This window comes from Bacillus sp. 22-7, from assembly GCF_010628845.1.
Lineage (GTDB): Bacteria > Bacillota > Bacilli > Bacillales > Cytobacillaceae > Cytobacillus > Cytobacillus firmus_B.
Genome location: NZ_NJQY01000032.1, coordinates 24,552 through 37,353, shown reverse-complemented (window position 1 = coordinate 37,353; position 12,802 = coordinate 24,552). Strand labels below are relative to the sequence as shown.

12 protein-coding genes are annotated in these 12,802 nt (G+C 42.9%); 3 read left to right on the top strand and 9 right to left on the bottom strand.

The features are described from left to right. Positions 1-127: 127 nt before the first annotated feature. A complete protein-coding gene (locus tag CE058_RS20740) occupies positions 128-1,291 on the bottom strand; it encodes an iron-containing alcohol dehydrogenase (protein WP_163144917.1) in 1,164 nt (387 codons plus the stop codon). A gap of 172 nt (positions 1,292-1,463) precedes the next feature. Here CE058_RS20740 and CE058_RS20735 point away from each other — a divergent pair, with 172 nt between their 5' ends. Further along, complete coding sequence (locus CE058_RS20735; protein WP_048012022.1) at positions 1,464-1,697, top strand: DUF378 domain-containing protein; 234 nt, start codon at positions 1,464-1,466, stop codon at positions 1,695-1,697. 69 nt (positions 1,698-1,766) lie between these two features. Here CE058_RS20735 and CE058_RS20730 read toward each other — a convergent pair whose 3' ends face one another. From CE058_RS20730 to pruA, 3 genes are all read right to left on the bottom strand, one after another. Continuing rightward, entirely contained in the window at positions 1,767-3,011 is a 1,245-nt protein-coding gene (locus tag CE058_RS20730) for a Glu/Leu/Phe/Val family dehydrogenase (protein WP_048012025.1), read from the bottom strand. A 150-nt stretch (positions 3,012-3,161) separates the two neighbouring features. Continuing rightward, positions 3,162-4,361, bottom strand: coding sequence for an ornithine--oxo-acid transaminase (locus CE058_RS20725; RefSeq protein WP_048012023.1), 1,200 nt, complete (start codon positions 4,359-4,361; stop codon positions 3,162-3,164). A 121-nt stretch (positions 4,362-4,482) separates the two neighbouring features. After that, positions 4,483-6,030, bottom strand: coding sequence for an L-glutamate gamma-semialdehyde dehydrogenase (gene pruA / locus CE058_RS20720; RefSeq protein WP_163144916.1), 1,548 nt, complete (start codon positions 6,028-6,030; stop codon positions 4,483-4,485). 219 nt (positions 6,031-6,249) lie between these two features. Here pruA and CE058_RS20715 point away from each other — a divergent pair, with 219 nt between their 5' ends. Next, the gene (locus CE058_RS20715; RefSeq protein ID WP_048010857.1) at positions 6,250-7,671 is read left to right on the top strand and encodes a sigma-54 interaction domain-containing protein; all 1,422 of its coding nucleotides are present in this window, start codon (positions 6,250-6,252) and stop codon (positions 7,669-7,671) included. A 63-nt stretch (positions 7,672-7,734) separates the two neighbouring features. On the opposite strand, the gene CE058_RS20710 is transcribed toward CE058_RS20715, so the two are convergent. The 3 genes from CE058_RS20710 to yugI all read right to left on the bottom strand — a co-directional run bounded on the left by CE058_RS20710 (position 7,735) and on the right by yugI (position 10,310). Next, positions 7,735-8,100 (bottom strand): group I truncated hemoglobin, encoded by a 366-nt coding sequence (locus CE058_RS20710; protein ID WP_048011712.1) that lies wholly within the window; start codon positions 8,098-8,100, stop codon positions 7,735-7,737. 141 nt (positions 8,101-8,241) lie between these two features. Then, positions 8,242-9,669 (bottom strand): Na+/H+ antiporter NhaC, encoded by a 1,428-nt coding sequence (gene nhaC, locus CE058_RS20705; protein WP_163144915.1) that lies wholly within the window; start codon positions 9,667-9,669, stop codon positions 8,242-8,244. 242 nt (positions 9,670-9,911) lie between these two features. Continuing rightward, on the bottom strand, positions 9,912-10,310 hold the full coding sequence (gene yugI / locus CE058_RS20700; RefSeq protein ID WP_035332058.1) for a S1 domain-containing post-transcriptional regulator GSP13: 399 nt from the start codon (positions 10,308-10,310) through the stop codon (positions 9,912-9,914). Positions 10,311-10,589: 279 nt separating this feature from the next. On the opposite strand from yugI, the gene CE058_RS20695 reads away from it, so the two are divergent. Continuing rightward, the gene (locus tag CE058_RS20695) at positions 10,590-10,958 is read left to right on the top strand and encodes a helix-turn-helix domain-containing protein (protein ID WP_048011710.1); all 369 of its coding nucleotides are present in this window, start codon (positions 10,590-10,592) and stop codon (positions 10,956-10,958) included. Positions 10,959-11,062: 104 nt separating this feature from the next. On the opposite strand, the gene CE058_RS20690 is transcribed toward CE058_RS20695, so the two are convergent. Together CE058_RS20690 and CE058_RS20685 are read right to left on the bottom strand one after the other, a co-directional pair. Next, the gene (locus CE058_RS20690) at positions 11,063-12,238 is read right to left on the bottom strand and encodes an aminotransferase (RefSeq protein WP_163144914.1); all 1,176 of its coding nucleotides are present in this window, start codon (positions 12,236-12,238) and stop codon (positions 11,063-11,065) included. Further along, entirely contained in the window at positions 12,238-12,741 is a 504-nt protein-coding gene (locus CE058_RS20685) for an Lrp/AsnC family transcriptional regulator (RefSeq protein ID WP_048011708.1), read from the bottom strand. Before CE058_RS20685 ends, CE058_RS20690 begins: the two co-directional genes overlap by 1 nt. Positions 12,742-12,802: the final 61 nt, after the last annotated feature.

The following is a 12,802-nucleotide window of genomic DNA, read 5'->3' as shown; positions in this document are numbered from 1 at the left end:
CCCCCACTTATCCTCCTTTGCCTTTGATTCCTTGAAGTGGGGGTCTTACTGCCCGTTAGACTGCGAAAAATGACGACGGGAGAAAATGTAAAAGGACCCCGCGCATTGGCAGAGTCCAATCTAAATGTTATAAAGAAGCGCGGTAGATTGAAACTACGTCGGCATGATTTAATTTCGCGAAATTGCCAAATTCTCCATTGACCGTCGCTTTGTCTGCCATCAATTCGATCTTGCTGTCATCGATGTCATAATCAGCAAGGCGGGAGGGCGCCCCAATTCTGTTCCAGAATTCACGAAGCTTTTCGATCCCTTCAAGCGCTGCCTCTTCATCCGTTTTTCCTGCCGTATCCACATTAAATACACGGACAGCCAGCTGCTTAAAGCGTTCAGGCTTCACGTTCAGATTATGCTTCATCCAGTTCGGGAACAGAATAGCAAGGCCGCCGCCATGAGGAATATCATAAACAGCCGATACGGCATGCTCAATATTATGCGTTGCCCAGTCACCGCGATAGCCCATGTTCAGGATTCCATTCAACGCCATCGTGCCGGAATATAAAATGGTTGCACGGTGCTCATAGCTTTCAAGGTTTCCAAGAAGCTTAGGAGCTGCTTCCATTATGGTAATCAGCAGGGATTCGCACATACGATCCTGAAAATCAGTATTTTCTTCAAGATGGAAGTAATGCTCCAGCACATGGGACATCATATCGACAATACCATACACCGTTTGATTTCTTGGCACTGAAAACGTATTAACAGGATCAAGAATTGAAAACTTAGGAAATGTCACAGGACTTCCCCATCCGTATTTTTCGTTTGTTTCCCAATTCGTAATAACAGATCCGGCATTCATTTCAGAGCCGGTAGCAGCTAGTGTAAGAACCGTTCCAAACGGCAGAGCTTCTGCAGCAAATGCTTTCTTAACAACCAGATCCCAGGCATCGCCATCATACTTAGCACCGGCAGCTATAGCCTTGGTGCAGTCGATTACACTCCCGCCGCCAACAGCCAGCAGGAAATCAACGCCTTCATTTTTACAGATTTCAACACCTTTTCGAACCGTAGAGATTCTTGGATTAGGCTCAACCCCTGCCAATTCAAAAACTTCAGCACCAATTTCAGTTAGCTCAGCCATCACATTATCATATAAACCATTTCGCTTAATGCTTCCTCCGCCGTATACCACAAGTACCTTCTTTCCGTACTGAGGAATTTCAGTTTGCAATTGGGACAGCTGATCTCTCCCAAAAATTAATTTTGTCGGATTATAAAAGGTAAAATTTTGCATATCACCATCTCCTTTTCCCCATCATTATCTTTCAAATTTTCAGCTATTGCAAAAAGTATGATTCGATATTCGGACTCCTTTACATTATGGCCCTTAACGAATATTAAGATGAATATTTTTTATTCTCGTGCAGCAACATAATAGTGAACCTATACTATAAGGAGGAAACATCATGAGTGGCATACAGCGTATTGCACTGGTACTAACAATAATTGGCGCTATAAACTGGGGTTTAATCGGATTTTTCCAATTTGATCTGGTGGCAGCTATTTTCGGCGGCCAGGATTCAGCCCTTTCAAGAATCATATATGGTCTGGTAGGCATCGCCGGCCTAATCAACCTTGGCCTTCTCTTCAAACCGAATGAAGAACTGGAAAGAGAACCTGAAACCAGGCCAACCCGTTAATATATGCAAAAAAATCCTTGCACTTTGTGTGCAAGGATTTTTTTAATGAATCAGTATTTATATACCGGATTAAACCCAGCCTCTGAAGCGGGAGGCTTCAGACATTTTTCTTGCGCCGACCATGTAAGCAGCTAAACGCATATTTACCTTTCTCTGCTGTGAAGTCTGGTAAACATTATCGAAAGCCTGAACAAGCACTTTTTCAAGCTTTTCTGTAACTTCATCTTCAGTCCAATAGTACCCCTGGTTGTTCTGCACCCATTCGAAATAGGATACGGTTACACCTCCTGAGCTTGCTAAAACATCAGGAACAAGCAGGATTCCCCGGTCTGAAAGAATTTTTGTAGCTTCAAGAGTGGTTGGGCCATTTGCTGCTTCTACAATGATGGAAGCCTTAATATTATGAGCGTTTGCAGCGGTAATCTGATTGGACACAGCCGCAGGAACCAGGATATCGCAATCAAGTTCAAGCAATTCTTCGTTTGTCAAAGTGTTATCGAAAAGGGTCGTTACCGTTCCAAAGCTATCGCGCCTATCAAGAAGGTAATCAATATCCAGTCCATTCGGATCATATAGAGCACCATAGGCATCTGAAATGGCGACCACTTTAGCGCCTGCATCATGCATGAATTTTGCCAGGAAGCTTCCTGCATTTCCAAATCCCTGAACAGCCACACGTGCTCCTTCAATGGAAATGCCGCGCTTTTTCGCAGCTTCCTCGATGCAGATCACTACCCCTTGTGCAGTAGCCTTTTCCCTTCCTTGTGACCCGCCGAGAACAAGAGGCTTGCCTGTGATAAATCCGGGAGAATCATACTCACGGAGGCGGCTGTATTCATCCATCATCCAGGCCATGATCTGTGAATTCGTATAAACATCAGGAGCAGGTATATCTTTTGTAGGGCCAACGATCTGGCTGATTGCCCTAACATAACCTCGGCTTAAGCGTTCCAGCTCCCCCATTGACATGGAACGGGGATCACAAATGATGCCGCCTTTCCCTCCTCCATAAGGAAGATCCACAATTCCGCACTTTAAGCTCATCCACATGGATAATGCTTTTACTTCATCTTCATTTACTTCAGGATGAAAACGGACACCGCCCTTTGTCGGTCCCACCGCATCATTATGCTGTGATCTGTAGCCGGTAAAAATTTTTATCGATCCGTCATCCATCCTTATCGGAATTCTTACTGTGAGCATTCTCAGCGGCTCTTTCAGCAGCTCATACATCTCATCCCCATAGCCGAGCTTGTTCAAAGCTTCCTTGATCACAACTTGGGTTGAAGTAAATAAATTTAAAGACTCTTCCATTTTTTGTTCAGATACTTTCCCAGCTACTCCTGCAGCTCCCATCATGGCACCTCTTGATTTTAATATTTAGGAAAATTACAGCAATATTCCATAACCGGAGGCCCTGCATCACAATTTCAGATACAGGGGCCAACTGTCCGTAAATTTGTATTAGCTTAATACTTTATTGATTCTTTCTATTGCCCAATCAAGCTCTTCTTCAGAAATGACTAAAGGCGGGGCAAAGCGAATAACCGTGTCATGCGTTTCTTTGCAAAGCAAACCTTGTTCTTTAAGCTCTTCGCAATATTTGCGTGCCGGCTCATTCAGCTCAACACCAATAAATAAGCCGCGGCCGCGCACTTCTTTAATGACAGGATTATTAATTTCTTTTAATTTGCCCATGAAATATTCACCCAGTTTAAGGGATCGTTCTGCAAGCTTTTCTTCAACCAATACGTTCATGGAAGCAACAGATACTGCACAAGCCATTGGGTTTCCACCAAATGTTGAACCATGTGATCCTGGATTAAATACCCCAAGAACATCTTTATTCGCAACCACACATGAAATCGGGAATACTCCTCCTCCGAGCGCTTTCCCTAAAATGTACATATCAGGATCTACATCTTCCCATTCGCATGCAAACATTTTTCCGGAACGTGCAAGGCCAGCCTGAATTTCATCTGCAATGAATAATACATTGTTCTCCTTACAAGTTTCATATGCTTTTTTCAGGAAGCCTTCTGGAGGAATCACAATTCCAGCTTCACCTTGAATCGGCTCAATTAAGAAAGCTGCTGTATTCTCAGTGATTGCTTCTTTAAGAGCGTCAAGGTCTCCGTACGGGATCAGCTTAATGCCTGGAAGCATTGGTCCGAATCCGCGCTTATATTCTTCTTCAGAAGAAAGGGAAACCGCTGTCATTGTACGGCCATGGAAGTTTCCGACACATGCAATGATCTCCGCCTGGTTATCTGCAACCCCTTTTACGTCATAAGCCCAGCGGCGTGCAGCTTTAATTGCTGTTTCGACTGCTTCTGCCCCTGTGTTCATAGGGAGTGCCATCTCTTTATTTGTCAGTTCACAGATCATTTCATACCATGGTCCAAGCTGATCGTTATGGAAAGCACGTGAAGTTAATGTTACACGATCTGCCTGTTCCTTCAGCGCCTGAATGATTTTTGGATGGCGGTGCCCCTGGTTTACAGCTGAATAAGCACTTAGCATATCCATATATTTATTTCCTTCAGGGTCTTCCACCCAAACACCTTCCGCTTTGGAAATAACGATTGGCAGCGGATGATAGTTGTGTGCACCGTATTTTTCAGTTTGTTCAATTAGTGATTTTGATTTTGTCGCTTCAGTCAATTAAAATTCCTCCTTTTTCAGAATAGTCCTTTTTATTGTAACGTTAAGCTATTCTTCTTTAAACTATTTAAGGTTTTAGCATGTACAGGATATTAAATATCCCATACATACTTTACAGATTTTAATACATTTCAGAAGTCGTCTTTGCCTGCATGTGAAGCAGGATATAGTCAGGTCCGCCCGCTTTGGAGTCTGTTCCTGACATGTTGAATCCGCCGAATGGCTGGTATCCAACAATCGCACCTGTACAGCCGCGGTTGAAGTATAGGTTTCCAACATGGAAATCTTCGCGCGCTTTTTGGATGTGCTCTCGGTTCTGTGTGATCACTGCTCCTGTTAAGCCGTACTCGGTGTTGTTGGCGATTTCAAGCGCATGATCGAAATCCTTTGCCTTTGTGAAGCCAACGACAGGTCCAAAGATTTCTTCCTGCATTAAGCGTGCATCCGGGGCAAGGTCTGCGAATACAGTCGGCTTGATGAAGAAGCCTTTCGAGCTGTCGCCCTCTCCGCCTGCCATCAGCTTGCCTTCTTCTTTGCCGATTTCAATATAGCTCATGATCTTGTCAAATGCGCCCTGGTCAATCACTGGACCCATGTAATTGCTTTGGTCTTCAGGATTGCCCTGTGTTAATTCGTTAGTCAGTTCAACCACTCGGTTAAGCACCTGATCGTAGACATCTTCTACAACAACCGCACGTGAACATGCTGAACACTTCTGGCCGGAGAATCCAAATGCAGAAGCCACGATGGAAGTCGCCGCCAATTCAAGGTCTGCCTCTTTGTCGACAACGATCGTATCCTTGCCGCCCATTTCCGCGATAACGCGCTTCAGCCAGATTTGGCCATCGTTTAATTTAGATGCGCGCTCGTTGATGCGAAGACCAACGTCACGTGATCCTGTGAAGGAAATGAAGCGGGTATCTTTATGGTCAACCAGGTAGTCGCCCACTTCCGCACCGCTGCCAGGCACGAAGTTCAGAACGCCTTTCGGAAGGCCTGCTTCTTCCATCACTTCAACGAATTTCGCAGCCACAACTGGAGTTGTAGAAGCTGGCTTTAAAAGAACAGTATTTCCTGCCACGATTGCCGCAACAGTTGTACCGGCCATGATCGCAAGCGGGAAGTTCCAAGGAGAAATGATGATCCCCACTCCCAATGGAATGTAGTCATAACGGTTATATTCGTTCGGACGGCTGTTGACTGGAACACCGTCTTTGATTTCTAAGATTTGGCGTGCATAGTACTCAAGGAAGTCAATCGCTTCTGCAGTATCAGCATCTGCCTCGTTCCAAGGCTTCCCTGCTTCCTTCGTTAATAGGGCAGAAAACTCATGCTTGCGGCGGCGGATAATCGCAGCTGCTTTGAATAGCACATCTGCGCGTGTTTCCGACTTTACTTTTCTCCAAGTCTTGAACGCTTCGACTGCAGCCTGCATCGCTTTTTCCGCATGATCGCGGTTTGCCTTTGACACACGGCCAACGACTTCTTCTTTATTAGAAGGATTGATTGATACAATTTTATCTTCAGTAGAAATGCGCTCTCCGCCAATTAATAGATCATAATCCTGTCCTAAATAGCTTTCGACTGTTTTTAATCCCTGTAAGTACGCTTCACGGTTTTCTTCTGTTTTAAAATTTGTGAAAGGTTCATGTTTGTACGGCTGTACCATGATGCCATCCCCCTTTAATAAATTCGTTTTTCATCCACCATTTTATAATGCAAGAACTGTGCCAAATATAAAAAGCTGATAAATGACAATTCTTATAAGCTGGAAGCAAATTTTTTTTGCGTTTTTTTAGAAAACCCAATGTTTCTGGTGCAAATTTTCATTGCATATATTCAATTAAATATATACTATTGAATAAACTGCCGAGTGAAGGAGATTACAATGAATCACAGGGAAATTGAACAGCTCCAACTAAAAAACAAGATCTTTCAGCGGATTTTAGATGAAATAGATGTTGGTGTCCATGTAGTGAATGAGGAAGGAAGAACAACTTTCTACAATAAAAAAATGGCTCAAATAGAAGGCATGGATTATGAAGATGTATTGGATAAAAATCTTCTGGATGTGTTTTCTTTCAACCAAAACGAAGACAGCACCTTACTTCAGGCGCTCAAAAATGGCAGCAAAATTAAAAATGCCAAACAAACCTATTTTAACAATAAGGGGCAGGAAATCACCACGATTAATAATACTTTTCCAATTATGGAAGATGGCGAACAGATTGGCGCTATGGAAATCGCACGTGATGTAACCAAGCTTGAAAAGCTGATCAGAGAAAATATGAATAAACGCGGAGACACCCGCTATACTTTCGATAGTATAATTGGCTCAAGCGACGAGATCAATGAAGTGGTTGAAGCGAGCAAAAGAGCAACCCGGACTAGTTCTTCTGTCCTGATTATCGGAGAGACCGGTACAGGAAAAGAGCTCTTTGCCCAAAGCATCCATAATGGCAGCAGCCGATCTTCAAAACCATTTATCTCTCAAAATTGCGCTGCTCTTCCAGACAGTCTGATAGAGGGTCTTCTATTTGGCACAAAAAAAGGTGCATTTACAGGCTCCATTGAAAGGCCTGGATTGTTTGAACAGGCAAATGGCGGGACTTTGCTGCTTGATGAAATCAATTCACTTAATCCATCCCTGCAGGCAAAGCTATTGAGAGTTTTACAGGAAAAAACGGTCCGCAGGGTCGGTGATACGAAGGACCGGACAGTAGATGTTAGAATTATAGCAACCATTAACGAAGACCCGATTGATGCTATCTCAGAAGACCGCCTGCGAAAAGATTTATATTACAGGCTGAGTGTTGTTTCCCTCTTCATTCCGCCTCTCCGAAAGAGAAGAAAGGATATCCGGGATCTTGCACAATTTTTCATAGAAAAATACAATCAGCTCTTTGGAATGAATGTAGCGGAAATCGATGAAGAAGTAATGAGCAAATTCGAGCAATACGATTGGCCGGGCAATGTACGGGAATTGGAGCATATTATCGAAGGAGCCATGAATCTGATTGATCAGGAAGAAACCATCAGCTATGTGCATTTGCCTCTTCATTTCCGGAATAAGCCGCAATTCAAGGAGGAGCCTAACGAAACCGGTCATTTGGAGGATTTGCTGATTCAGAAAAACAAGCCTATTAAATCACTTGAACAATATATACAGGAAGCCGAAACCTACTATCTAAAGAAAGTCCTTAAACACCATGGCAATAATATAACCCAAGCCGCAAAATCCCTTTGCATGAGCCGGCAAAATCTTCAATATAGGCTGAGGAAGTACGGAGTCAGGAAAGAAAACAGCTGATTGAATTCGGTCTGGGAGTCTCTCGAAAATCGAATAAAAAACGAAAAGCTCCCCACGGGGAGCCTATTTGTATAGAATATCGTCCCGAAGCGCTGCAACACGAGTCAAAGCTTCATCGATATCCCTCTCACTCACTCCAAAATGCGCAAGTGCATCATGCAGATGCCTGGCAATCGCATCAAAGTGTTCCGGCTGCAGATTCATGCCCTCATGTGCTTTTGCCATGGAATTGCCTGAATATTGATTAGGCCCTCCCAGTGCATAACTGATGAACTTGGATTGATGGCGTTTCTGCTTTACCATATCGGTATGCTCGAAAAACTGATTGACGGTCGGATCCTTCAATACCAGTTCCTCGTAAAAATAATCGACAACCTTTTCAATAGATTCTCCGCCGCCTACTTTTTCGTAAAGTGTCTGCTCTGCCATATTTATCTCTCCTTTCAACAAAATATATTCTTTGCTAACTGAAAGTTCCTATTCAAAAACTTTACAGTCTGAATCAATTTACCTTTACCCTATTATCTTCTCAAAAAACAAAAAAGACTCCGAGGGTACGGAGCCTGAAATTTAAGAAGCTAATTGATCTTTCTCTTCCATTTCTTTTCGTTCCTGATCACTCATGAATGTTATTTTGTAGCCAAGCATCGCAAAGATAATAGCCAGAATCGGCACAGTGAAATTTAAGATCGCGTATGGTGCATATTCAAATGGATGAACGGCGAGTGTTGACATGATAAACACCGCACAAGTATTCCATGGAACAAAGACGGACGTGACGGTACCTCCATCTTCAAGGGCCCGCGAAAGATTCTTAGATTGCAGATTTTTATCCTTAAATGCCTGTGTGTACATTCTGCCCGGCAGCAGAATGGAAATGTACTGCTCTGCAGCGGCTATATTGGTAAAGAAAGCAGATAGCACGGTAGTGGCTACTAAGCTCCTTGCTGTACGGGCCAATTTCAGGATCTGTTCAACAATGGCTTTTAGCATCCCTGTCTGCTCCATAACTCCTCCAAATGCCATCGCCACTATCGTAAGGGACACAGTATACATCATATCGTCAATGCCGCCTCTATTAAATAGCTCGTCCACCATCGTGTTTCCTGATTCAATCGAAAACCCGCCCTGGAGTGTATTCACAGCATCCCCTGCAGCGCCTCCCTGTACAAAAATATGGCAAAGCCAGCCAAGGAAAACACCAATAGCAAGCGCGGGCAATGCAGGCACTTTTTTTGCCACTAATCCTATAACAATTAAAGGAACCAATAATAGCCAAGGGGAGATGACAAAGTTCTCCGATAAAACATTCATGACACCAGAAATTTTATCATTATTCAAATCATCCCCGCCAAATTGCCTTCCCAAAAACCAGTAAGCAATAATGGCAATGGCCAGCGCTGGAAGGGTTGTGTAAAACATATGTTTTATATGTTCAAAAAGATCTGTACCAGTAATTCCTGCAGCCAAATTAGTCGTATCTGACAGGGGTGACATTTTATCTCCGAAATAGGCGCCTGAGATGATAGCCCCCGCCACCATTGGAGCCGGAATGCCCATGCTGATCCCAATTCCCATTCCGGCGACGCCAATCGTTCCCATTGTAGACCATGAACTTCCGATTGCCAGAGTGACAATGGCACAGATAATACAAATTGAGACTAAAAACATGGATGGAGTCATTAGCTTTAATCCGTAAAAGACCATAGTCGCTACAATTCCTCCGCCAATCCAGGAGCCAATTGTCAAACCGACCATTATAATAATCAGAATTGCCGGGAGCGCTAACTTAATGCCTTTATAGAAGCCTTCCTCAATATCGTTCCATTTATAGCCAAAACGCCACGCGATGAAAGCGGATACAATTGTTCCGGCAATTAAAGGCACATGTGGGCTCCCTTCAAACTTAACAATCGTAATAATCATTGCAGCAATCATTACCAGCAGCGGCAGCACTGCAAACCAGAAGGGAATTTTCTTTCCTGTTGTTTCTTTCATAATGTTCCTCCTTTTAAAGTTACACGTCTGTTGGTTTAACTATTGCAAGATTAATGCCAAGATATAAAATTCAAGCATTTTTCAGACTATTTACCCTAAAAAAATTTAATTTATATCGGTTTTATGTAGGTAAGCATGCAAAATATATTGTCGAACGCCCGCTCATTTTGCATATAAAGCAAATATTTTTTGCATCACAAAAAAATAAAAAACCGGGCAGCAAAACCCGGTTTTCATTTTTATTACTTCTTAATAAGATCCTCGCGCTGGGACTGGTCAATCCACTCTTGGAGCTTATCCTTAAGTGTATTGAATCCCTGTGCAGATTCGTCTTCCATTTTGATTGGAGCTGCCTGGCGCTTGCGAGGCTTTCTTGCTTTCGCTTCTGCTTGTGGCGCTTCTTCTGTTGCACGGATTGATAAACCGATTTTTCCTGCTGCTTCGTCAACAGAAAGAACCTTCACTTTTACTTCATCGCCCACTTTAAGATGCTCATTAATATCTTTTACGAAACCATGAGTCACTTCGGAAATGTGGACTAATCCCTGTGTATTCTCATCTAATGCTACGAACGCACCATATGGCTGAATACCCGTTACCTTTCCTGTAATAACACTGCCTACTTCGATTTTCTCAGACATGAAAACACTCCTATTTAAATTCAAATTTTATCTCTTTATACGCAATAAGAAATTATATCACAACTTGATCAAAATATCAAAAGGAATTCAAATGGAAACCCCAGACATTTTAATCCCATTGGGAATCACAGACTTTCATTCATTATAATAAAACAATCCGCAAACAATATGTAGACATTCTATTTGTTTGTTAACTAAATGTTCATGAAGTACAAAAAGGATCATGCGTTTAACATGATAAAATAAAGATAGAAGAAATTGTTAGTGGGAGTGATGGATATGTCAAATATAGGCCATAACATTAAAGCTTGCCGCGAACGCGCAAATATGACCCAGCAGCAGCTCGCATTAAAGGTGAGAGTGGGGACGGGTACGATTGCAAAATACGAAAATGGAGATCAGATTCCTGATACACAGACTGTTTTAAAAATCTCAACAGCCCTGGATATTCCAGCTTCCGAACTGCTTGAACAGGAAATGCAGAAGGGCCAGTCAGGAATCGATTATGAAATCGAACAGCTTGTGCGTGAAATTGGCACAAAAAAAGCAAAGCTTATCTTAAGGAAAGCTAAGGAATTCAGTGAGGAAGATTTCCTCCGTGTCATGCAAATGCTATATGAAATTAAATATGATCAAAAAGTTTTATAAAAGAGAGTATATAAAAAGGGAATACTGGTTAGCCTTGAAGTATAAGGCTTTCTAGTATTCCCCCCCTTTTTGAAGTTGACAATCTGTTGTGGATTGTCCTTTTTTTATGCTTTCTGATTCTGCTTTATAAAATGGCTAATTCTCTTGATCGCTTCCTGCAGAAGTTCCATGGAGGTGGCATAAGAGCAGCGCACATGGCCTTCCCCGCTTTCGCCAAAAATATTGCCTGGCACGACCGCTACCTTTTCCTCCAGCAGCAGTTTTTCTGCAAATTCTTCAGAAGAAAGTCCCGTACTTTCAATAGATGGGAAAGCATAAAAGGCTCCACCCGGCATATGGCAGGTTAATCCCAGTTCATTTAGAGACTGAACAAAATAATTCCGCCTGCGCTTATAGCTCTTTTTCATAACCTCAACATCTGATCTGCCAGTCTTCAAGGCTTCAAGTGCAGCAAACTGTGCCATCGTAGGTGCGCACATCATCGCATATTGGTGAATTTTCAGCATTGCCTGCGAGATCTCCTCAGGAGCGCAGACAAACCCCAATCTCCAGCCTGTCATGGCAAACCCCTTTGAAAATCCCGAAATTAAGATTGTTCTTTTCTTCATCTCTCTGATGGCGGCAAAACTCGTATACTCATCATCATAAGCAAGCTCTGCATATATTTCATCAGAAAGAACCAGCAAGTCGTACTTTTCAGCTATTTGTGCAATTGCGTTCAGTTCATCTCCGGATAACATTGTTCCAGTCGGATTATTGGGCGAACAAAGCATAATGGCTTTAGTCCTGCCGGTTATTGCGTTTTCCAGCTGCTCAGGCAGAATCTTAAACCCATTCTCCTTTAAAGTCTGGACCTGAACAGGCACACCTCCCGCAAGAGTTACTAAGGGAACATAGGAAACAAAGCTTGGTTCAACCACAATTACTTCATCACCCGGATCGAGGATTGCCCTTAGAGATATATCCAATGCCTGGCTCGCTCCCACCGTAACGATAATTTCATTTTGGGGTGAATAAGAAACTCCGAAGCTTTTCTGCATATAATCTGCAATTTCCTCCCGCAGCTCCATTAACCCGGCATTAGCCGTATAAGAGGTATATCCCTGCTCAAGTGAAAGGATGGCTGCTTCACGCACTGACCAGGGTGTGATAAAATCAGGTTCACCCACCCCAAGGGAAATGACTCCTTCCATTCCTGCAGCAAGGTCAAAAAAGCGGCGAATCCCGGAAGGCTTCAGCTCTTCTACCGTTTTGGATAAATAAGACTTTGTTCCCTTCATTACGGTGACACCACAATTCGTTTGTCATCTTCATTTTGTTCAAAAATAGTGCCGTCATGCTTATATTTTTTTAGAATAAAGTGTGTTGTTGTCGACAAGACGGAATCAAGAGTCGACAGCTTTTCTGATACAAATCGGGCTACCTCATTCATGGAACGGCCCTCAATGATGACAGAAAGATCATAGGCGCCGGACATTAGATAGACAGACCTCACCTCTTTGAAACGGTAAATTCTCTGTGCAACTTCATCGAATCCTACCCCGCGCTTTGGAGCGACCTTCACATCAATCATAGCGGTAACTCCCTCATGGCCATCCACCTTTGACCAGTCAATAACAGAATTAAAACGCACAAGCACTTTCATTTCCTCGAGCTTATCTAAAATGGTTTCAGTTTCCGCCACATTTAATTGAGCCATTTTCGCAATGTCTTCAACAGGGATTCGCGCACTGTTATTTTCTAAAATTTCAAGAACTTCGATTTGCTTTTCAGTTAATTTCACTACTTGTCGCTCCCATCCTTTAGTGATTTACTCTATAAAATAGTTCTATTATAGCAAAAAC